Genomic DNA, 21,744 nt, shown 5'->3' with positions numbered 1-21,744 from the left:
ATCTGAACTGAGACAAATTAGATATTCAGGAAAATATTAAAAATGAAATTCTATTGATAATAAAGAAAATATCAACAAAGTAATTCAAATATTTATGGACAAAGTAAACAGACAGAGAATTTCTAAACTGCATCCTAGTATAAGGGAAGAAATTGTAAAAATAATCAGCGAGTGCAATGCTAACTTAAAAGGTCGTGCACAAGTAAGAATAGCACAAGGTTTAAGAACTATTGAAGAGCAAAATAATCTTTATGCAATAGGAAGAACTAAACCCGGACGAAAAGTTACTAATGCAAAAGGTGGACAAAGTATTCATAACCATGGCTTAGCTGTTGATATTGTTTTAATCATTGATGGGAAAACAGCAAGCTGGGATACTGCCAGGGACTGGGATAATGATGGAGTTGCTGATTGGTATGAATGCGTAAAGATTTTTGCAAAATATGGATGGGATTGGGGTGGAAGCTGGAAAACCTTTAAAGATCTACCACATTTTGAAAAAAAAGGGTATACATGGAGAAAGCTTTCTACCATGAGAAAAGATAAAAATAACTATGTTATTCTATAATAAACCTTTTGTATAGATAATAGGGGAACAGGATAAGCCATCTTGTTTGACATTCAATGGGAATTCTGACTATTATTCTTACAAATAACAGCCGTTTTTGAGATTAGAATAAGAATGATTCTATTGCACGGATTATATAATTGGAATTTAAGTTATCAGAATTTAATTAAATGGATTTCATCATTTTACTCACACTCAAGCAATGCGTTTAGTCTGTTAATATTCGCGAATAGTGACAGCTTTCTGTTTGTTGTTCAGGAAACTTCAGTGTAATTTTGCCCTATCAAATGATGAAAGAGACATTCTCATTGTATAGATTATTTTGTTACAATTCTTTGGGGAATTCATTTAGTTTTTCCCCAGAGAATTTCAAAATGGATATTTCAAGATTATGAATACTTTGAGATCTGTTTACATTGATTTCACAGATATTCTATTAGACGACGCACCGTTAGATTACAAAATGAGTTTTATAAGAGCATCTGCTCTTCCGCCCTGAAAAAGGTTGATTAGCCAGGTAATTTATTTTGTATTTTTAAGCTGCAATGCTCTCTGATAAAAAGACTGATTGGCTATTTTCTGTTCAGCCTCGTCAATGGCTTTCAGCAGATTATTTTGATTGTCTGCAATATCTCCCAATATTTGGGACATGAGCTCCCATACCGGTTTCATTTTTTCAATAAGTTCCTGTCCTTTCGGTGTTAAACGAAATAACCTTTTGCGTTCATCCTGCTTATCTTTTTTCCATTCTATAAGTTCCTGTTTTTCCAATTCCTTAAGTAGGGTTATGGTGGATGGGTGGGTATACCCTATTTCATTGGCTATTTCTACAACGCTAGCCAGTTCCTTTTGATAGATGGTGAAGATGACAGGGAACCATTTCAATTCAAAATCGATTCCAAAGGCTTTGTAGATCATGGCTCCATCCTTTCTCAGTTGCTCACTAAAACGATGTAACCTTGTAGATATAGCAAGAATTCCGGCTTCGTTGATAACATTCATATTCAGTCAGTATGTAGATGGTAAAAAATATCGTCGGCACTCATTAAGGGAAAACGAACAGGAAGTTTTTCTTTTTTAATTTTCACAAAATCATTTCTTTCATAGAAACGTTGAGCAGCTTTCAATACCGTTATAGTTCCCAAATAGATATCGTTAATTCCTTTTTCGCGACAAAAAGAAATTAATATTTCCAGTAAAATTTGGGCAATATTGAGTTCTTTTCCTCTAAATTCTTTTTTTACAAACATTTTTCTGATGGCTCCTGCCCCATCATCAAATTTAACCAAGGCAATTGAACCCACCAGTTCACCATTTATAAATGCTCCCCAGAAATTTCCTCCTGCCTCGTGATAAAAGCTTTCGATCTCTTTCAGATCAGGTTGGTCATCTACTGTGATAGGAATATTGAATTCCTTTTGCTGAATTGTCAGAATCAGTTCAATGGCCTGTTCTGAGTATGAATTGTCTATCGATTGAATCTCTAATTTCATAAGTGATCTAATTAAAGTATAAAACTACGTAGTTAAATACATATATACAAGTGGAAATTTATTTTTATTTAAATTTTAACAGTTTTTAAAAATTAATATAAAAAAACGTATGTCATTACTGACATACGTTTCTATGGTACTGTATTACAAAATACGATTATTTCCAGCCTCCGCCTAAAGCCTGATAAAGCTCTACCGCTGCTTTCATTTTATTGTATTGTGCATTGGAAATATTAAGTTCTGCATTCAAAGAATTAACACTTGCATTCAAAACTTCAAGATAATTAGCCATACCATAGTTGACCAATTCCTGAGAATAGTCTACGGATTTTTTGTAGGCATTCAGTTCTTTTTGCTTTAGTTCAATAAATGAATCCTGCACAGAGAAAACCCTGATGGCATCAGAAACTTCTTTCCCTGCGGTAAGAACAGTTTTTCTAAAATTTAGATATGCTGTTTCCTGATTGGCAAGACTTACATCGTAATTGGTCTTGATCTGTCTCTTATTAAGGATCGGTTGTGCTAATCCTGCGACTACATTGGCAAATAATGAATTCACACTGAACAGGTGATCAATATCTACAGACTGAAGTCCTCCAGACCCTGTAAGCTTCAATGTCGGATAAAACTGAGCTTTTGCAGCTTTGGTTAATTCAAATGCATTCATTAAAGTATACTCAGCTCTCATTACGTCCGGACGGTTAGCCAGCAGTTGAGTAGGATATCCAAGCTTTACATCACTTGGAAGATTCTGTCCTTCCAAGGTAGATCTTTCAATAGTGTGAGATGACTCTCCCATTAGAAGGCTCATCGTATTCTCCAACAATTGGATCTGAGTATCAATATCAATCAATAGAGATTTTGCATTGAACACAAGTGCTTCACTCTGCTGTACGGCTACTTCCGTAAGGGATCCTGAAGATTTCAAAGCTTTTGTTGTCTCTAAATTCTTTTCACGAACTGCAATTGTTTCTGTAATGATCTTTTTCTGGGCGTCAAAAGTAAGCAATTGATAATAAGCAGAAGCAATAGAGGCAACCAGACTGCTTTTTACCGCTTTATGAGCGGCAACAGTTCCTAAATAAGTTGCCAGCTGTGCTTTTTCCTGTGCTTTTAGTTTCCCCCAAATATCTGCTTCCCATCCGATACTTCCTGTAATATCAAATTGATTGACATACCTTCTTTCTCCAATAATCTGCCCAAACTGGGTATTGATGGACTGGGTTTGGAAAGTATAGTTAGGCCCAATGGATAGTGTTGGCTGATAAGCGGCTTTGCTCTGTTTCAGATAAGCCTCTGCTGAATTGATACTTTGTAGTGCAATTCTAATATCCAGGTTGTTATCTAAAGCCTTGGAAATATGTCCCTGAAGGATAGGATCTGTAAAGATTTCTTTCCATGAAACATTGGCAATGGTAGCACTGTCTGAAGGAAGCATATCGGTGCGGAAAAGCTTTTCGTCAACAACGTTCTTTGGTCTCTCATACTCTTTTCTGGCCATACAGGATGTGATGGCTCCCAGTATGATTGCTGAGAAAGTTATTCCTTTTATGATGTTTAATAAACTCTTCATTGTTTAAAATTAAAAGTTAAAAATTAGAAACTAGAGGTTAGAAGCTGAGCATTAGACTAATTTCTAAGCTCTAACTTCTAGCTTCTCTAATTCATTTTTACTCTGCTAAATTGATTTCTTCTTTCTTTAGAGGTTTGATCTTTTCCTGTAAGGTTTCAAAAATGACATACAGTACCGGAATTACAAAAAGCCCTAAAATAGTACCTATCAATAGTCCTATAGCAGCACCGGTTGCAATAGACCTGTTACCTACGGCACCAATTCCGCTTGCTAGTACCAACGGCAATAGACCGAAGATAAAGGCGAATGATGTCATTAGGATAGGTCTTACCCTGGCTTTAGCTGCATTGATGGCAGACATTACAATTGTTTCACCATGATGTCTTCTCTGAACAGCAAATTCTACGATAAGGATGGCATTTTTCGCCAGTAGCCCCACAAGCATGATCAAGGCAATCTGGAAATAAATATTATTTTCCAAGCCCATCACTTTCTGTCCTAGGTAAGCTCCCATTACCCCTAAAGGAAGAGAGATTACAACAACCAGCGGAAGGATATAACTTTCATACTGTGCAGAAAGAATAAAGTATACAAAAATTAAACTCAATGCAAAGATCAAAAGTGTCTGAGATCCTGAATTTAATTCTTCTCTTGTCAACCCGGTAAATTCTACTGCATAGTTTTGATTCAGGGTTTCACTGGCCACCTGCTGTACAGCAGTAATGGCATCCCCGGAACTATATCCTTCAGAGTTTGCTCCTGTTACCTTCACGGATGTAAACAAGTTATAACGGCTTACAGATTGCGGTCCGTATGCTTTTGTTAATGTTACAAATTGTGAAATCGGAGACATGATACCTGAACCTGTTCTTATATAAAGTTCGTTTAGATTTTCAATATTCTTTCTATTCTCAGGAAGTGCCTGAACCATAACCCTGAACTGTTTACCATATTTGGTAAAATCGGCAGTATAAATACCACCAATATATCCTTGCATGGTAGCCAAAATATCATTTACAGAAACCCCAAGCTGTTTGCTCAGAGGAACATTAATCTCCATCTGATATTGAGGATACTTGGTATTGAATGATGTTTGTGCAAACTGAATTTCCGGTCTCTGCATCAGCTTACCGATGAATTCATTGGTTTTATTATCCAAATCAGCATAGTCTCCACCTGATTTATCCAGCAATACCATTTCAAAACCTGCACTACTACCAAAACCTGGTACACTTGGAGGTTGGAAGAATACTACTTTAGCATCCGGAACAGATCCTACAATTCCAAATAGTTTCTTCGTAATATCTTCGGAGGTTTGCCCACCTGCTTTTCTTTCTTCAAATGGTTTCAGCTTAACAAAGGCAAGACCGTTGTTACTTCCATTTCCGGATAAGAATCCTCTACCTGTAGAAATCGTTACATTCTGTACACCCGGAACTTTCATAGCTTTAGCCTGAAGAGTTTTCAAAGCGTTGTAGGTTCTTTCCATAGAAGCACCCGGAGGAAGCTGAACATCTGTAAAGATAATTCCTCTATCTTCTGTAGGTACAAATCCTTTCTTCATACTGCTGCTTGCCCAGAATAAAATACCTCCGGTAACCGCAAAAATAATCAGGGTAACCCATTTATGTCTTAAAAGGAATACAAATCCTCTTCCGTAGCGTTCAGTAGTTGTTTTAAAGGCAATATTAAACTTATAGAAAAACTTCTGTAGCAGGTTTAAGTTTTGATATTCTGCATGATGCTCTGCGTGAGGTTTTAAGAATAATGAACATAAAACCGGACTCAACGTTAATGCATTAATAGCAGAAATGATGATGGCAATGATCAGTGTAATACCAAACTGTTGGTAGAATACCCCTGTAGGCCCCGTAATGAAGGTCACCGGAATAAATACGGCTGCCATTACCAAAGTAATAGAAATAATAGCCCCTGTAATCTCATCCATCGCTTCTACCGTAGCTTTTTTCGCATCAGAAATACCGTGCTCCATCTTCGCATGAACGGCCTCGACGACGACGATCGCGTCATCCACCACAATACCAATGGCGAGTACTAATGCGAATAAGGTTAAGAGATTCAATGAATATCCGAAGAGATTCAGGAAAAAGAACGCTCCTACGATAGATACCGGAACCGCAATGGCAGGAATCAGAGTAGATCTAAAATCCTGAAGGAAAATATATACTACAATAAATACCAGGATAAAGGCTTCAATTAGAGTATGTACTACCTTTTCAATAGAAGCTTCAAGGAATTCGTTGGTATCAAAGTTAAAAGTATACTTAATTCCCTGTGGAAAAGTTCCCTCCGCTGATTTCAGATATGTTTTGATATTTTTAATAATCTCCTGTGCGTTGGATCCCGGAGTCTGGAAGATCCCCATACTGATGGAAGGATTGTTTCCGTTTTCCCCAATACCCGTGTAAGACTGACCTGCCAGTTCTACTTTGGCAACATCTTTCAGCATCAGGTTTTGTCCGTTTGCAAGAGATTTTATGATGATATTATCGTACTGCTCTTTATCGTTGAATTTACCTACATATTTGATAATATATTCAAAAGAACTTCCGCTGTTCTGTCCAATAGAACCTGCAGCCGCTTCTCTACTCTGCTCGTTGATTGCATTGGTAACATCTGTAGGAGTTACACTGTAAGCAGCCATTTTCGCAGGGTCCAGCCAGATTCTCATCGAGTAGTTTTTACCTCCGAAAACGTTGGCATCCCCTACACCATTTACCCTTTTTAGGTTTGGAATAATATTAATATTCAAAAAGTTCTGAAGGTATACGTCATCAAGATCTTTATTTTCTGAGTAGAAAGACATATACATCAGGGCACTGGTCTGCTGCTTCTGAGTTACAACCCCTGAACGGGTTACTTCGGACGGCAGAAGTGGTGTTGCTCTGGCTACACGATTCTGTACGTTTACCGCAGCAATATCCGGATCTATTCCTTGTTTGAAGAAAACCTGGATCTGAGCAGAACCGTCGTTCCCAGCACTGGAAGTGATGTAATCCATTCCTTCCACCCCGTTAATCTGTTCTTCCAAGGGTACCACTACACTTTTCATCACCGTCTCAGCATTGGCTCCTGTATAGTTTGCAGAAACACTTACCGTAGGCGGTGCAATATCCGGATACTGTGTAACCGGTAACGAGATCAGCCCTAGCACACCGAGAATCACAATCAAAATTGAGATTACGGTAGATAAAACCGGTCTGTTAATAAAGTTTTTTATCATTAGAATTTCGGTTTTATTGATTGAACAAGACTATCCATTTTGATTGGCTTCGGTTTCACTGCTGTTCCCGGCTTTAAACCTCCGATACCAGCTGCAATAACTGTTTCACCTTTATTCACTCCTGATTTGATAAGAGCCATATTGTCAATTCTGTCAATAACATTTACAACAACATTTCTGGCAGTATCTCCTTTCTCTACTTTATATACGTACACAATACCTTGTTGTTCGTAAGTAGCACTTTCCGGAACCACTAATACATTGTCATAATGCTGGGGGAATCTAATGGTTCCACTGTTTCCATTGCTTAATAATTTTTGAGCATTGGAGAACGCAACCCTGAACTGAATGGTTCCTGTTGTTGGATCAATCTGACCTGTAATAGCTTCAATTCTTCCTTTTTCAGGATAAAGGCTTCCGTTCGCTAACTGAAGCTCTACCATTGGTAGGTTTTTGATTTTCTCAGGCATAGAAGCCCCAGGAGATTTTTCAAGGAAATTAAAGTATTCTTTTTCATTCATCGCAAAGTAGGCAAAGATCTCAGAAGTATCAGAAATCGTTGTTAAAGGGGTCTGATCAGATGGTCCTACCAAACTTCCTACTTTTAGCGGAAGCCTTCCGATCACCCCTGAAATAGGTGCACGAATGATGGAGTATTCGATGTTTGCTTCTACTCCTTTGTAATTGGCTTCAGCCTGTCTTTTTGCTGCATGTGCCTGCTGTAACTGAGCCTGAGCCTGAGCCAACTGAGCCTGGGCGGTTTGTAGCTGTACATTGCTGATAATATTTTTTTGTACAAGTGGTTTCAGTTTGTTCACTTCTACTTGTGCAGCATTTACAGAGGCTTGTGCAGCAGCAATAGTAGATTCCGCAGCACCGATTCCTGCTTTGGAAGCAGCAGCATTTTCAGTCAGAATGTTGGTTTCCAGACGAAACAAAGGCTGTCCTTTTGTAACATATTGTCCCTCATCTACCAATAACTGGGTGATATAACCCTGTATTTTTGCACGCACATCATTGTTTACCCTACCTTGAATGGTAGCCGGAAACGTCTGATAACCCACTATATTTTTTGACTCCACAGAAACAACAGGGAACGGCTTTGCACCATCCTGTTTTGGAGCTTCTTTTTTGCAGGCAGTCAATGAGAATGCCGCAATCGAAAGTATAACTAGCTTATTATTCATTTTATAGTTTATTAAGAGATTCCTGAATATTTTCTATGTTTTTATTTAAGAGTGCTTTGTAAACTTCTATTCTTTCGTTGTATCCATCGTCTTTACTTTTTTTAAAATTGTTTAAATCATCTAATAGTTTTAGTTCGTCCTGCATTTTTTGGACAATTTTCTCAAATCGAATTTTCTTATATTCATCATTGATGAAAAAATACCGTTTCCGTTCATCCATTTTGTTATGATCTACGATGAGCTGAGCATTCAACAGTAATGAAATACTGGTAGATACTGAACTTTTGCTCGCAGAAAGTACATCAACAAACTCATCAAAAGTAATTCCTACTTTCTCATAGTCAAAAAGAAGGTAGGAATAAATTTTTGAGGCTAAAGGAGGTAAGCTGAACACGGTGCCATAGAACTTTACGGCATCTTGAAAAATTTTTCCATCAATCTCTATACTTTGGTGCATAATATAAAAATTTTAACAAAAGTAAAAATTAGTTCAGAACCAAACGAACAAACCTGATAGAGATTATAAATACAGGGCGTTTTAAAAATTCAATGAAAGTTGATTTAACTTTTTGCCTAAATTATAATCTTCTCAAAGGCCTTTCTCATTCCATCTGCCAAAAGGACCTCACCACAATAAGAATACCCTTTGCTTTCAAGGATTTTTAACATGGCTATATTGTCGTGGTTTGTATCTACCTTAACACTCTGAACTCCATGGGATCTGGTAAAATCTTCAATATGGTCAAAAAGTTTTTTTGTCATCCCCTGACCTGCAAATTTTTCATCAATTGCCACTCTATGAACAACAACAAATTCTCCGTTGCTTAACCATGCTCCTTCGATTTTACTGTAGGCAGGTTCATCATTCAAAATCAGGGCTGCATACACTGCAATTTCCCCATCTACTGTAAGAACATGTCCAAATCCTTTGGCAATATCACTTTCCACTGTTCCAAGATTAGGATATCCGTTCTGCCATTGTGTGCTTCCATCCTGTCTTCTTCTTTCAATCGACTGCTGGATGATTTCCCAAATAATATTTCTGTCTTCAATTTCCGCTTTTCTTAGTTTAGTTTCTGGATTCATGTAATTTATTTTTGACTAAAAACTGAAAGATTAAAGAATTGGAATCACTTCATTCTTGAATCTTTTAATAATTGATTGTTTTCTTAATTAAAAAACCGAAAATTAATTAAAAAATTAATTTTCGGTTTGAAGTAGTAAAATTTAAAATTATGAAATTGTTTTTATTAATTTTCACTTTGTTGAAGATAAGCATCAATAATTTCGAATGCTTTCTTTTCATCTTCCAAATCTACCATTACTTTTAGCGATGTAGCTGTGGGAGTTGTGGTAAATGTAAGATAATTGTTTTCAACAGTGTTTGTAATTTGCGCATCATCTAATTTAGACTTAACCAACTGAATTTCTGAAGGGTTATCACTTTCATAAACTGACACTCTCGTACTTCTTTCCATATTCTAATTGTTTGAGTATCTAAATGTACAATGTTTTTTTGAAAATTACAAGTCTTTGGTTTTAAATTTTATTAATATTATTTTCAATTTTGTCTAATGCCAATTGGATTTCTTCCTTGGTAACATTCAGGTGTGGTCTGAAACGTAGAGACAAATCTCCACATGGAAGAATGATCAATCCGTCATTGAATAATTCGTTCATCATCTTATTTCTGTCTTCTCCGGATGGAAGATCAACAGCACACATTAGCCCTCTCCCTCTTGCATTTGAAATTTTCTCAGGGTATTTCTCAGCGAGCATCTTTAGGCTTTCTAATAGGAAATCTCCAACCACTCTTGCATTTTCAACAAGGTTTTCTTTTTCAATCACTTCCATTACCAATTGGAAACGAAGCATATCGATAAAGTTACCTCCAAATGTAGAATTGATTCTTGAGCTTTCTCTGAAAACGTTATTCGGAACCTGATCAAACTTTTCCTTGTTAGCTAACACTCCGCAAACCTGTGCTTTTTTCCCAAAAGAAATGATATCCGGTTTTGCTGTGAAGTGCTGGAATGCCCACATTTTACCTGTAATAGCAATACCTGTCTGAACTTCGTCAAATATTAATAGAATTTCGTTGTTATCACAAATTTGTCTTAATCCTAAAAGGAATTCATCTCTGAAGTGGTTGTCTCCACCTTCTGCCTGAATAGGTTCAATGATGATACAAGCTACTTTATCAGGATTCATCAAGATAGCTTCTTCAATCTGAACCAAAGCCAGTCTTTCATTCTTGATAGTTTCTTCAAGATTCTCTTCTGTAATCGGGAATGTTAATTTTGGATTTAAGATTCTCGGCCAGTTAAACATTGGGAAATACTGATATTTTCTAGGATCTGAAGTATTGGTTAAGCTTAAAGTATAACCACTTCTTCCGTGGAATGCTTGTCTGAAATGAATACAGATTCCTGCTTCTGTCTGAAGTCCTTTTTCAAAATTCTTGCGGGTTTTCCAGTCGAAGCATGCCTTCATAGCATTTTCAACACCTAAAGACCCTCCTTCGATAAAGAAAGCATACTGTAATTCTTCAGGAATAACTACTCTTTCGAATACTTCCAAAAAGTGAGCATATTCCTCTGAGTAAACGTCTGCCAATGTTGGTTTGTTGACAGCCATTCTTCCCAACCATTCTGATCTTTCTAAAAGATAGGGGTGATTGTAGCCGATGGAAGCTGATGCAAACATAGAGAACATATCCAGGTATTCTCTATCTGTAAGTTTATCGTAAAGCCATGAACCATGGGATTTTTCAATATCCATCACGAAATCAAAACCATCTGCCAGAACATGTTTTCCTACAGTTTCTTTTACTTTGTTTGCTTGTATATCTAATGTGTGTTCCATAATAAATTGTTGTGTGATTTAATAAGTGAATGACTAAATGATCAGAAAACTGAGCAGGTAATCATTCAGGTTATTAAGTTTTATAGTTTTTTGAGTGCTTTAAGTAAAGCTTTTATAAATCAAATTTAATCCCTTGTGCTAAAGGAAGATGTGCGGTGTAATTTATAGTATTGGTTTGTCTTCTCATATAGTATTTCCAAGCGTCTGATCCAGATTCTCTTCCTCCTCCGGTTTCTTTTTCTCCTCCGAAAGCGCCTCCGATTTCAGCACCTGAAGTACCAATATTTACGTTAGCAATACCACAGTCTGACCCTGCATGAGAAAGGAATAATTCTGCTTCTCTAAGGTTTTGAGTCATAATTGCAGAAGATAATCCTTGCGGAACATCATTCTGAATAGCAATGGCTTCCTCTAAAGTTTTGTATTTGATTAGATATAAGATCGGTGCAAAAGTTTCATGCTGAACTATTTGGTAGGAGTTCTTTACTTCTGCAACGCAAGGCTTCACGTAGCAACCTGATTCATATTCTTTTCCGGATAAAACTCCGCCTTCAACAGCGAATTTCCCACCTTCTTTTTTACATTTCTTGATGGATTCTTCATACTGGTTTACAGCATCAACGTCGATCAATGGTCCTACGTGGTTCGCTTCATCCAATGGATTTCCAATTTTTAATTGTCCGTAGGCTTTTACCAATCTTGATTTTACTTCATCATAAACATCTTCATGAATGATTAGTCTTCTTGTAGATGTACATCTTTGCCCTGCAGTTCCTACAGCTCCGAAAACAGCCCCGATGATAGACATGTTAAGGTCTGCTTCTTTGGTAATGATAATAGCGTTATTTCCGCCTAATTCAAGAATAGATTTTCCGAATCTTTCTGCCACTTTAGAAGAAACCATTCTTCCTACTCTTGTAGACCCCGTGAAAGATACTAGGGCAACTCTTTTATCATCCACCAATTTCTGTCCGATTTCATGATCTGCAACCAATACACTTGAAATTCCCTCGGAAAGATTGTTTTCCTTTAAGACTTCATTCATTATATTCTGGCATGCAATAGCACAAAGTGGAGTTTTCTCTGATGGCTTCCAAATGGTTACGTTACCACAGATCCAAGCTAAAGCAGTGTTCCAAGACCATACTGCTACCGGGAAGTTGAATGCTGTAATGATCCCAACTACTCCAAGCGGATGATATTGTTCGTACATTCTGTGACCTGGTCTTTCGGAGTGCATTGTATATCCCTGAAGCTGTCTGGAAAGACCTACTGCAAAATCACAGATGTCAATCATTTCCTGAACTTCTCCAAGTCCCTCCTGTAATGATTTACCCATTTCATAAGAAACAAGTTTACCAAGATCATCCTTATATTCTCTCAATTTTAAGCCAAGCTGTCTTACGATCTCTCCTCTTTTAGGAGCCGGGATCAGCCTGAATTCCTGAAATGCCTTTTGAGCTGTTTCAATTACTTTGTCATAATCACTTTCTCCGGAAGTTTTTACTTTAGCGATCAATTTTCCGTCTACAGGAGAAATGCTTTCTATCACCTTTCCTGAAGCGAAATATTTCCCGCCCACTGAAGTCCCTTTGTTCTCTTCTTTAATCCCAAGGTTTTTGAGTGTTTTTTCGATTCCGAAATCCTTTACTTTTTTTGACATAAAATCTTACTTTTCGTTCTCTCTAAAGATAAAAATATTATGCGAACCTCAAAACTTAAATTTTTATTACGCTTTTTATTTGGACTAATTATAAACATGCTTATCTTTGTAGGGTAATCCTTTTGACAATCACCGATGGAAAATTCACAAGAAAATAACTCAAAGTTTAAAAAGTGGTTCAAGCGTGTAGGATGGGCAGGCTTTGCTTTCTTTACCATTAAAGGCTTGATTTGGCTCGTAATATTCTACTTTGGGGCAGATACGCTTCAAAGTTGCATGAAATAAAAAAGCAGAGAAAATTTCTCTGCTTTTATTTTTTTGTAAAAGAGTAACCGAATTGTCATTTTTTTATTGAAACACTAAAAAAACAGCCCTTTTTTATATTTTCTGTAATTTAAAAAAGGAAAGAAATAACAGTTTTTAATTCGTATACTTCCCAAAAAGACTATTTATAATCTTACGTTATCCCTTTTTAAGCTATTCATTCTTCTTCCTCCCTGCATTGACCAGGCTCTGATGCAACAGGTATTCTATCTGTCCATTTACACTTCTGAATTCATCATTCGCCCACTTTTCAAGAAGCTTATAAGTAGACTCATCTATCCTTATCACAAAGGACTTTTTACCTTTATTTTCTGAAGTGTTTTGAGCTTTTTCTGATTTCATTGTTCTTGTTTTTAATGCAAGATTTATTGATAGGCTTACAGGTTTGCAAGCCTGAAATTTTAGTTGTTATTTTAATTATACAGGGTTCCTGCATTCAAGATGGGAGTTGCTGCTTTTTCGCCGCATAATACCACCATTAGATTGCTTACCATGGCCGCTTTTCTTTCATCATCCAATTCAACGATATTTTCTTCGGAAAGCTTTTTCAAGGCAAGGTCTACCATTCCTACAGCTCCTTCTACAATCTTAGTTCTTGCGGCTACAATTGCTGTTGCCTGCTGTCTTTGAAGCATTGCTCCTGCTATTTCTGAAGCATAGGCCAAGTGAGAAATTCTTGCTTCCTGAATAACAATTCCAGCTTTTGAAAGACGGTCTGTAAGTTCTTGTTCTAAAATAGAATTGATCTTATCACCTCCTTCTCTCAAAGTAATCGGTGCATGATCGTCTTCTAAGTTATCATAAGGGAAGCTCATTGCTAAATGACGTACCGCAGCTTCACTTTGCATTCTTACAAAGTCTGAATAGCGTTCTACATCGAAAGCAGCTTTGTAGGTATCTCCTACTTTCCATACCATTACCACTGCAATTTCTATAGGGTTACCCATTTTATCATTTACCTTCAAAGTCTGTCCTTGTAAGTTTTCAGAACGTAATGACATTTTCTGGGATGAATACAACGGGTTGATAAAGAACAGTCCGTTATCTTTTACGGTTCCCACATACTTCCCAAAGAAATTCAATACTCTCGAATGGTTAGGCTGAATAATCATCAGTCCTTTTAGGAAAAAGCAGGAAACAAGAAAGCAAAGCATTGCTAAAATAACGAAAGTAAGACTCTGGTCTACCCCACTTACAAAAAAGTAAATAGCGGCTACAAACAAAATGAGACAAATCACTAATGTTAAATAGCCAGACATGGGTTTTAAGATTTTTTCCATATAGATGTAATTTTTAATTTGATATTATTTTGATATCATAAAGATATGAGTAAATTTTGGATTTTGAATTATAAATTTTGACTTTTCGAAGAGTTTAGATTTCAGCTCAAGACAAAAAAAATCCTGGAAAATAAATTCCAGGATTTTAAATTATATGTTCAACGTTTTATTTCTTCGTTAATTTTTTAAACTTGAAATAAGAAACGGCTGATAAGGTAATCATTGTAGCAATTCCTATATATACCCAAGCTGGAACCGGAACCGGATCACCTGCAGCATAGGAGTGAAGTCCGCTTAGATAATAGTTTACCCCAAAGTAAGTCATTACCATTGAGCAGAACGCAAACATTGTTGCTACGTGGAATGCCCATCTGCTTCTCAACCCAGGTACTAATCTCATGTGCAATACAAAAGCGTAGACCATAATAGAGATGAAAGCCCAAGTTTCTTTCGGATCCCAGCTCCAATATCTTCCCCAAGATTCATTGGCCCAGATCCCTCCTAAGAAGTTCCCTACTGTTAAAGCAAAAAGACCAATAGTTAATGACATTTCAGAAACAATTACCAATTCCTTTAATGTAGTGTCATGGTGGATTTTATAGGTTTCTTTCTTTGAAATAATATAGAATACCAAGGATAGTACAGCAATAATCATAGACAGGGCAAAGAAACCATAACTTGATGTAATAATTGCCACGTGAACAATTAACCAGTAAGATTTCAATACCGGAACAAGTGGTGTAATCTGTGGATCAAGTGCTGAACCTCCGTGTGCAAATCCCATCATGATAACTGCTACCATAAATCCGGACGCCGGAATTAACGCATTTGAATTTCTATAAAGTGCAAGACCTGCCGTGATACCTACCCAAGAGATGAAGATAATAGCTTCATATCCGTTACTCCAAGGTGCATGTCCTGAAATATACCATCTTGCTACAAGCCCAAGGAAGTGACACAGATATCCTATTAAACCAACTGCAATAATAACCTTAATGGCTTTCTTTAATACTTTACTTGGCTTGAATAATTCAACAAATCCAATAATCAAAAGAAGACCTCCAATGATTGTATAGAAAATCAATAATTTGAAGTTAATATCCGCCTTATTCATGAAAACCTCAAGGTCAACTTTAGACTTTGCAGGAACCACTGCTTTCCCCCATTTCTGCTGGTAGTCTGAAAGCTTAGCTAATTCTGCATCTGCCTTGCTCCAGTTTCCTGACTTCTGAGCAGTAAGTGCTTCTGCAAAATAAGGTCCCATTACCTGCTGAGATTCCATATCCGGTTCGAATTTCTGGTCAAGCCATGAGTGCCATGTGTGGTTGGCATCGTTCTTTACAGGAACGATTCTCATAAACTGACCGCTAAAGAACTCATTAAAGATCTGTACTCTTTCGTTTACAGCAATTATTTCTTTATCATAATTGGTCTGCTCAGCCGGTTTTTTACGGAAAGCAGTATTATAATCATGCTCTAAGATATACGTCAGGTTTCCATTTGCATCTGCAGGGAAAAGATTCATTAATGACGTGTACCCATCTTCATCAGCTTTTGTTTTATTCTTTAGCTCATCACCTCCTTTTGGTCCAACTTTAATCATTGGAACCATTGTCCAGCTTGGTGTATCTGTATTGATAGAAAGGAACCATTGGTTGGCAGTCAGGGATTTCCCGTCTGTTCCCTTGAAGCTGTCATGCTTGTAAAGTTTTCTTAAAACCTCTAAAGCCTGTGTGTTCATAGGAACAATTCTTCCTTCAAAATTCTGAACTAAAAGATATCCGAATTTATCAGCATGTTCTTTGCTGATTCTGTTTCTTGCAATGATCTCATCGGGGGTAATTGATCTCATTTTCCCCATTGGAGTAGCCAGTGAATTCTGCTTTGGAGCAGCACCGTCAAGCGGTTGAGCATTCGGAGCCGGAGCGTGGCTATGTCCATCACCTTCTACATGTACATGCTCTCTGCTTCCGTCAGTAGTACCATGTGTTTCAATTTTCTGTGCATTTAAGCCTAAACTTAAAAGTACCAATAATACTGTAGCAGCTTTCTTCTTACTGGCATCTACAAGCATTTTATTTAATTTCCAGAAGTGAGTTCCTTTCCAGAAGAAAATAACAAACATTCCTAAGAATAAAAGGCCATATCCAATGTATGAAATCAAGGTTCCCCAGAAATCATGGTTTACAGAAAGTACTGTTCCCATTCTGTCCGGATCAAAACTTGACTGGAAGAAACGGTATCCACTATAGTTTAGAACGTGGTTCATATAGATTTTATAAGGAGTTTCTTTTCCTCCGTCAACAATTTTAATGTGACTTTCATAGGCACTTGGAGATGAACTACCTGGATAAGTTTCCATAACGAAATCATCCAGTTTCAATGCAAATGGTGTATTGTAAACCTTTGGTCCGTATCCAACCATAATGTTTAACCCATCCATTGTTATTTGTTTGTAGGCATTTGGATTTCCTTTTTCAACGGAAAGATCAACCAGTTGCTTTGTTTTTGGTCCTTGCAGCTCAATTTGAAGCATATCAGGAACATTGGCATCTTTCTTTCGGTCTCCCTCAATAGCCATTAGTCTTCCTTTTTTAAGACCTTCAGGAACTACAAGTTTTAATTCATTGATCGTATATAAACTTCTCAATGCTAAAGGCTGGAATTCATCTTTAACTGTACTTCCGGTAGCTTGAGTAGCCATCGTCATAAAGTTTGCATCCACAGGAGTTTTGATGAATAATTTACCCCCCTCGTTTTTGAATTCCACAGCACCCTCAATCGCTCTGTTGAATGTTACCAAAGTTCCGTTGATGGATTTTGTTTCTCCCGGTTTGATGTAGATGTTTTGTCTTCCTGTACTTCCCGTAGAAACAAGGTGAAGATATTCAGCGCCGTTTGGCTCAGCTACTAGGCTATCTTTTTTTCTCTGAATATATTCCTTGGCAAAAATCTTTACTTCTTTTCCGTGGAAATCATAAGTTGCACTCAAATCCTTGTGCAGTGGAGACATCAAATAAGGAATATCCTTGTAATTAAGGACATCTCCTTTTTCCTCGATCTGAATTTTAAGAAAGTTTTTATCCGTTACAATTTCGTTGGATGTTTCCCCTTCTCTAATATGCATGGTACCCTCGAAACTAATGTATCTTGTGATAGCACCACCAATAAAAATGAATATAAAGGCAAGGTGAAAAACCAAAACCGGCCACTTCTCCCTTTTCCAAAGTCTATATCTTCCGATATTGCCAATGAAGTTCAGAATAAGCAGAACCATAATCAGTTCAAACCATTTTGCCTCATAAATTAATGCTTTTGCTGTAGGAGTTCCGTAGTCGTTTTCTAAGAACGTTGCATAGGCCATCGCAAATGCGTACACCAGTAACAATACAGCCATTGTCCTGGTTGAGATAAGAATATCTTGGAGCTTCTTCATGATTTATATGTACTTGACATGCAAAAATAAGGATGATAAACTATAAAGTGCTGAAAAAAAGCTGTTTTTTGTCATTTTGAAGCCTGTTTGGCTTATTTTGAATCGCTCTTAATAATATTGGAGTTATTGGGAAAAATTCAATCTTTAATACCGAAAAAATATGAATTCATAATACCTATTCCCACGATTGAAAACCTCTATATCCTAGAAGGATAAAAAAAAGAATAATTCACTTACACACAAGTAATTAAATATAAAACCAAAACAAAAAGATGAGTCAAAAATGAAAAATTATTTTCCCAAAGAGGTCTTTTTTCTGATCTTGCTTAAAAATTCATGCGTAATTCCAAGGTAGGATGCTACCTGCTGCTGGGTAAGCTTTTGCTCAAGACCAGGATATTTTTCCAAGAATTCAAGATAGCGTTTATCTGCTGTTTTACCTGTTAATGATAAAATTCTTCTCTGCAATGCGACTGATGACTGTTGATTCATAATCCTGAAAAGCTTCTCTATCTGTGGCAACGTACCATACAGATATTCTTTATCTTTTTTTGAAATCATCAATACATCACTATCCTGAATAGCCTCAATATTTAGTATGCTCGGAACATCATTTATCAGGCTGTCAATATCAGTAATCCACCATCCTTCAATTGCAAAATACAGTGTTTGTTCAAATCCTTCTTCATTCAGATAGTAAACCTTAAAGCAGCCATTTAAAACGAAGCCTTCGAAAAGACAATAATCCCCTTCTTTCAGAACAACGTCTTTCTTTTTAAAGTTTTTATATTGAAAACGTGATGTAAATTCGCCAAACTCTTCCTCAGAAAGATCGATGTATCTGTTGATATTTTTATAAAGCTGATCGAACATGGGTTATTTAATAGAATAAAGATACCAATATTTATGATTGATACCTTTATTGCTTATTGATATTTTCTTAGAATAAGCTTATTTTCCGTTTATAAAATCATGTGTATTGACAATACTGGCATAAAGATTTCCAAGGGCAGATATTCCTGCTAAAAATGACTTTTGTACTTCTGCTGCTTTTACAACCATTCCATTCAATGCTCTGTCTCTTGTTGCCGTAGCATCTCCGATAATTGTATTCTGGAAACCAAAATCAAAGGAAGCTCTAGTCGTTGCCTCTACACATACATCTGTCATCATTCCAGTTATCACAAGGTTTTTAATATTTTTAGACTGAAGATATTCCAATAGGTTGGTCTCACGAAAACTATTAGGAAAATGTTTCACAATCACTTTTTCATTTGCCAAAGGAGAAACCAAAGAATGGATCTCCACCCCTGTCGTTTCAGGTAAAAAGAAAGCAGCTCCTTCGTTTGTGGAAATATGTTTAATGTGAATAACAGGAAGATTATTTTTTCTAAAGTATTCCAAAATTCCCTTCGTGTTTTTACCGGCTTGCTCTGCCCCATTCAATATCATTTTTCCTCCCGGAAAATAATCGTTTTGTACATCGATAATTAATAATGCTGTGTTTTCCATTTTTCTTTTTTGTTGTGCGTTAATTTGTACCAGTGATAGTAAAGCCAGACATACAGTCAAAATGCTTTTTAATAAATTTTTCATTGACTCAATTTTATGGGGCAAAATTATTAAGACAATTGCTCTTTACACTTGAACTAGTTCAAAAAAGCTCATCAAGGGGCAAAATAAAAACCGAAATAAAATATTCCGGCTCTTATTATTATCGTTGACTCATGTATTATTTCCAATAGCTCCATTTTAATCCATCAAATACAGCCATGCTCTTACTTACCGTATCATAGCAAATCATACCAGGATATGGATTTTTAACACTTGTATGAGGGGCTGCAATTTTCGGAAGAATCAGCGCTTTGTCTGAAGACTCCAGCACCAATACTCCGGGAGCGCTTGTTGTATCAGCTCCCATGATAACCCTATTTTGCCCTGGAATTTCTCCATTGGCATTGAATACAGCTCCTGTTACAGAACCCTCATCACTTAAAGGCACCCATGCAGATTCTACATTCATTTTTAATGTTTTATCATTTTTATCCATGAGAAGTGTTCCTGAGGAAGCATCAGATGGAAGTGTTTCTACAATAGGCAGCAAAATACCTTTTGTAGTATTGGCCGGAAAATCTAAAAGACCATCTCCATCAACCTGACTTTTCTCAATAGCAATTTGCGCAGAAATCACAACTGCATAAAGCGTTATTATTATTGTGAATACTTTTTTCATTGTTAAAATTTTAATCATTACAAGATCTGACGATACAATTCCAAGTCGTTCCGTTATAAAGCTTAAAGCATTTATCCGTAGTGTCATAAATCAACATTCCTTCAACAGGTAAGGCAATGTTTGCTGAAGTAGTCCTCGTAATTACCAGTCCTTTATTATTAGATTCAAGGGCCAAAAATCCGTTGGGAATATTTCCAGGCCAGCCATTCTGCACCTGACTATGTCCGGTAATCCCTACTGTTGTGATGCCATCCGGAGTTCCTGTTGCAGGATCTTTGGTACAATGGCTTTGAAGATTAGTCCCAAATGTAAAATATTTATTAGCCGGAAATGAATAATTAAACACAGCCTTGCCATTAACAAAGCTTGTAGCAGAGATCATCTGTACATTCTGTGTAAATCCGGCATCGTCTGCTGTCATCATTAATATCTTGTCTGTAGGCAAGATTTCTGTATATCTTGAAAGATCAGCCTGCAGCCAAACCGAACCTGTATCATTAGTCTTTTGAGCCAACCAGGTTCTTTGGATAATCTTTCCGGAAGTTGTTCCAAAAGTAACCAAAGGAAGTGCCTGAACATTATTATCCCCTAGCACCAAGAAAGTTTTATCCTGAAAAAAAGAAATCCTTCCTGAATCAGCATTAGGTAAGACAAAATTACCTGTAGTAGCCAGCGTAAGCATAATATTATTTTCTTCATTGATACTATTACTCACCACTTGGTTCAAAACTGACATATCATCTTTTGCAATACCAAAAATGTTATTGTTAAAAGTGGCATTCAGACTAGAATTCCATGTGACTGTCTGATCAGAACTCAGATAATTTTGAGGCTGTTGTAAAGTAATCCCGTACTTGATAGCCAGATAGGAATTCACCCTTTGTCTTTCTTCAGCTGTCTGTGTTTCTGAATATAAAATAAACTCTCCTATTCTATCTCCTGCCAATGAAGTGGATCCGGAACCTCCGTCATTATCCATTAAAAGAACCATCCCTGGATAGTTTGCTGTTGATGAGACATTATTTGATGGACCTCCATAGGCACGTCCATTATTATCAAAGAAATATTTTACGTCACTGCCTGTTAAATCATTATAATAAGATTGAATACTGGGAATATTACTTCCTACCGTATTGATAACATCTGTCCCAAAGAATACATCCCCAGATTCTTTTTCATTATAAAATTCAGGACGATTGGTTCTTGTTCCAAAAAATGGCGACTGCCAGACCCCTGCAATATTCGTAGTATTGGAACTTTGAGCCGTACCATTCATTACAAATACAGTTCTGTAGGTAGCAGATGCCGTTCTGGTAAGATGAGTGTATGAAGTAAGTGACTTTGTGATATTATCAGGAAATCCTGAAGGAAATTTGTATCCTGATCTATAGCCGTTTGTACTTACTATTTCTATAGCTGGATTAAAGTTAAAACTAGGAATAGTCGTTGCTGATCGATACACAGGTATTGCCCCTGTCCCGGGATCTGCATAATACCCTGGTATTCCCTGATTGGCAATTCCATTTACCCCGCCCGTTTTTTGGTTCCCCCATATGGAGACTTGTGTATTGTCTGTTGTTGTGCCTGTACCTGCATCTGCTTTCGCCCATATCTGCAAATTATTGGAAACACCACCTGGAGATTGTGCCCACAGAGTACAGTTACCCAACAAGAATACAAAGAATAGTTGCTTTCTCATTGATGTATTTTTAAATGTTCTTGTCTATTTTTAAAGTTGGCGAATCCAATTAAGAAATGTCAACTCATTAGGAAAGAGGGAATATGGAAATTAATTCAAAAGTAAAATTTACAAACTACTTTTATTATTTATATAATAAAACAGTACAATAAAATCTATATTCACTAAATATAGATATA

General features: G+C 36.7%; 18 protein-coding genes. 1 reads left to right on the top strand and 17 read right to left on the bottom strand.

The window, feature by feature from the left end; genetic code table 11:
- Positions 1–94: 94 nt before the first annotated feature.
- Positions 95–568, top strand: coding sequence for a M15 family metallopeptidase (locus SCA31_RS20775; RefSeq protein WP_410698900.1), 474 nt, complete (start codon positions 95–97; stop codon positions 566–568).
- A 522-nt stretch (positions 569–1,090) separates the two neighbouring features.
- Here the strand turns inward: SCA31_RS20775 and SCA31_RS20770 are convergent.
- From SCA31_RS20770 to SCA31_RS20690, 17 genes are all read right to left on the bottom strand, one after another.
- Positions 1,091–1,570: a MarR family winged helix-turn-helix transcriptional regulator gene (locus SCA31_RS20770; protein ID WP_410698899.1), complete on the bottom strand. Its 480-nt coding sequence runs from the start codon at positions 1,568–1,570 to the stop codon at positions 1,091–1,093.
- Between the two features lie 2 nt (positions 1,571–1,572).
- Positions 1,573–2,061 (bottom strand): GNAT family N-acetyltransferase, encoded by a 489-nt coding sequence (locus tag SCA31_RS20765; protein WP_410698898.1) that lies wholly within the window; start codon positions 2,059–2,061, stop codon positions 1,573–1,575.
- Positions 2,062–2,218: 157 nt separating this feature from the next.
- Complete coding sequence (locus tag SCA31_RS20760) at positions 2,219–3,634, bottom strand: efflux transporter outer membrane subunit (protein ID WP_410698897.1); 1,416 nt, start codon at positions 3,632–3,634, stop codon at positions 2,219–2,221.
- A 97-nt stretch (positions 3,635–3,731) separates the two neighbouring features.
- Positions 3,732–6,878 carry an efflux RND transporter permease subunit gene (locus SCA31_RS20755; protein WP_410698896.1) on the bottom strand — a complete coding sequence of 1,049 codons (3,147 nt, stop codon included), beginning with the start codon at positions 6,876–6,878 and terminating at the stop codon, positions 3,732–3,734.
- Positions 6,878–8,065, bottom strand: coding sequence for an efflux RND transporter periplasmic adaptor subunit (locus SCA31_RS20750; protein WP_410698895.1), 1,188 nt, complete (start codon positions 8,063–8,065; stop codon positions 6,878–6,880). The genes SCA31_RS20755 and SCA31_RS20750 overlap by 1 nt, the downstream gene beginning before the upstream one ends.
- 1 nt (position 8,066) lies before the next feature.
- Positions 8,067–8,522, bottom strand: a complete 456-nt coding sequence (locus tag SCA31_RS20745; protein WP_410698894.1) for a transcriptional regulator — start codon at positions 8,520–8,522, stop codon at positions 8,067–8,069.
- Positions 8,523–8,638: 116 nt separating this feature from the next.
- Positions 8,639–9,151 carry a GNAT family N-acetyltransferase gene (locus SCA31_RS20740; RefSeq protein ID WP_410698893.1) on the bottom strand — a complete coding sequence of 171 codons (513 nt, stop codon included), beginning with the start codon at positions 9,149–9,151 and terminating at the stop codon, positions 8,639–8,641.
- Positions 9,152–9,315: 164 nt separating this feature from the next.
- Entirely contained in the window at positions 9,316–9,543 is a 228-nt protein-coding gene (locus tag SCA31_RS20735; protein WP_106915805.1) for a DUF2007 domain-containing protein, read from the bottom strand.
- A 61-nt stretch (positions 9,544–9,604) separates the two neighbouring features.
- Complete coding sequence (gene lat, locus SCA31_RS20730; protein ID WP_410698892.1) at positions 9,605–10,930, bottom strand: L-lysine 6-transaminase; 1,326 nt, start codon at positions 10,928–10,930, stop codon at positions 9,605–9,607.
- 112 nt (positions 10,931–11,042) lie between these two features.
- Positions 11,043–12,593, bottom strand: a complete 1,551-nt coding sequence (locus SCA31_RS20725; RefSeq protein ID WP_076355452.1) for an aldehyde dehydrogenase family protein — start codon at positions 12,591–12,593, stop codon at positions 11,043–11,045.
- A 477-nt stretch (positions 12,594–13,070) separates the two neighbouring features.
- Positions 13,071–13,259 carry an Arc family DNA binding domain-containing protein gene (locus SCA31_RS20720; protein ID WP_106915807.1) on the bottom strand — a complete coding sequence of 63 codons (189 nt, stop codon included), beginning with the start codon at positions 13,257–13,259 and terminating at the stop codon, positions 13,071–13,073.
- A 71-nt stretch (positions 13,260–13,330) separates the two neighbouring features.
- On the bottom strand, positions 13,331–14,197 hold the full coding sequence (locus SCA31_RS20715) for an SPFH domain-containing protein (protein WP_410698891.1): 867 nt from the start codon (positions 14,195–14,197) through the stop codon (positions 13,331–13,333).
- 166 nt (positions 14,198–14,363) lie between these two features.
- On the bottom strand, positions 14,364–17,633 hold the full coding sequence (ccsA, locus tag SCA31_RS20710) for a cytochrome c biogenesis protein CcsA (RefSeq protein WP_410698890.1): 3,270 nt from the start codon (positions 17,631–17,633) through the stop codon (positions 14,364–14,366).
- A 291-nt stretch (positions 17,634–17,924) separates the two neighbouring features.
- Positions 17,925–18,506, bottom strand: coding sequence for a Crp/Fnr family transcriptional regulator (locus SCA31_RS20705; protein WP_410698889.1), 582 nt, complete (start codon positions 18,504–18,506; stop codon positions 17,925–17,927).
- Between the two features lie 78 nt (positions 18,507–18,584).
- Positions 18,585–19,229 (bottom strand): cysteine hydrolase family protein, encoded by a 645-nt coding sequence (locus SCA31_RS20700; RefSeq protein WP_410698888.1) that lies wholly within the window; start codon positions 19,227–19,229, stop codon positions 18,585–18,587.
- Between the two features lie 136 nt (positions 19,230–19,365).
- Entirely contained in the window at positions 19,366–19,866 is a 501-nt protein-coding gene (locus tag SCA31_RS20695; protein ID WP_410698887.1) for a hypothetical protein, read from the bottom strand.
- A 10-nt stretch (positions 19,867–19,876) separates the two neighbouring features.
- On the bottom strand, positions 19,877–21,565 hold the full coding sequence (locus SCA31_RS20690) for a hypothetical protein (RefSeq protein WP_410698886.1): 1,689 nt from the start codon (positions 21,563–21,565) through the stop codon (positions 19,877–19,879).
- Positions 21,566–21,744: the final 179 nt, after the last annotated feature.

This window comes from Chryseobacterium sp. SIMBA_028 (assembly GCF_046535285.1).
Classification (GTDB): Bacteria; Bacteroidota; Bacteroidia; order Flavobacteriales; family Weeksellaceae; genus Chryseobacterium.
The sequence above is the reverse complement of the archived record's forward strand: the minus strand, read 5'-3'. Positions and strand labels throughout refer to the sequence as shown.

Excerpts from the sequence above, each read along its gene's own strand:
- SCA31_RS20775 (WP_410698900.1), top strand. The coding sequence starts at position 95 with ATGGACAAAGTAAACAGACAGAGAATTTCTAAACTGCATCCTAGTATA.
- SCA31_RS20770 (WP_410698899.1), bottom strand. The coding sequence starts at position 1,570 with ATGAATGTTATCAACGAAGCCGGAATTCTTGCTATATCTACAAGGTTA.
- SCA31_RS20765 (WP_410698898.1), bottom strand. The coding sequence starts at position 2,061 with ATGAAATTAGAGATTCAATCGATAGACAATTCATACTCAGAACAGGCC.
- SCA31_RS20760 (WP_410698897.1), bottom strand. The coding sequence starts at position 3,634 with ATGAAGAGTTTATTAAACATCATAAAAGGAATAACTTTCTCAGCAATC.
- SCA31_RS20755 (WP_410698896.1), bottom strand. The coding sequence starts at position 6,878 with ATGATAAAAAACTTTATTAACAGACCGGTTTTATCTACCGTAATCTCA.
- SCA31_RS20750 (WP_410698895.1), bottom strand. The coding sequence starts at position 8,065 with ATGAATAATAAGCTAGTTATACTTTCGATTGCGGCATTCTCATTGACT.
- SCA31_RS20745 (WP_410698894.1), bottom strand. The coding sequence starts at position 8,522 with ATGCACCAAAGTATAGAGATTGATGGAAAAATTTTTCAAGATGCCGTA.
- SCA31_RS20740 (WP_410698893.1), bottom strand. The coding sequence starts at position 9,151 with ATGAATCCAGAAACTAAACTAAGAAAAGCGGAAATTGAAGACAGAAAT.
- SCA31_RS20735 (WP_106915805.1), bottom strand. The coding sequence starts at position 9,543 with ATGGAAAGAAGTACGAGAGTGTCAGTTTATGAAAGTGATAACCCTTCA.
- lat (WP_410698892.1), bottom strand. The coding sequence starts at position 10,930 with ATGGAACACACATTAGATATACAAGCAAACAAAGTAAAAGAAACTGTA.
- SCA31_RS20725 (WP_076355452.1), bottom strand. The coding sequence starts at position 12,593 with ATGTCAAAAAAAGTAAAGGATTTCGGAATCGAAAAAACACTCAAAAAC.
- SCA31_RS20720 (WP_106915807.1), bottom strand. The coding sequence starts at position 13,259 with ATGAAATCAGAAAAAGCTCAAAACACTTCAGAAAATAAAGGTAAAAAG.
- SCA31_RS20715 (WP_410698891.1), bottom strand. The coding sequence starts at position 14,197 with ATGGAAAAAATCTTAAAACCCATGTCTGGCTATTTAACATTAGTGATT.
- ccsA (WP_410698890.1), bottom strand. The coding sequence starts at position 17,633 with ATGAAGAAGCTCCAAGATATTCTTATCTCAACCAGGACAATGGCTGTA.
- SCA31_RS20705 (WP_410698889.1), bottom strand. The coding sequence starts at position 18,506 with ATGTTCGATCAGCTTTATAAAAATATCAACAGATACATCGATCTTTCT.
- SCA31_RS20700 (WP_410698888.1), bottom strand. The coding sequence starts at position 19,229 with ATGAAAAATTTATTAAAAAGCATTTTGACTGTATGTCTGGCTTTACTA.
- SCA31_RS20695 (WP_410698887.1), bottom strand. The coding sequence starts at position 19,866 with ATGAAAAAAGTATTCACAATAATAATAACGCTTTATGCAGTTGTGATT.
- SCA31_RS20690 (WP_410698886.1), bottom strand. The coding sequence starts at position 21,565 with ATGAGAAAGCAACTATTCTTTGTATTCTTGTTGGGTAACTGTACTCTG.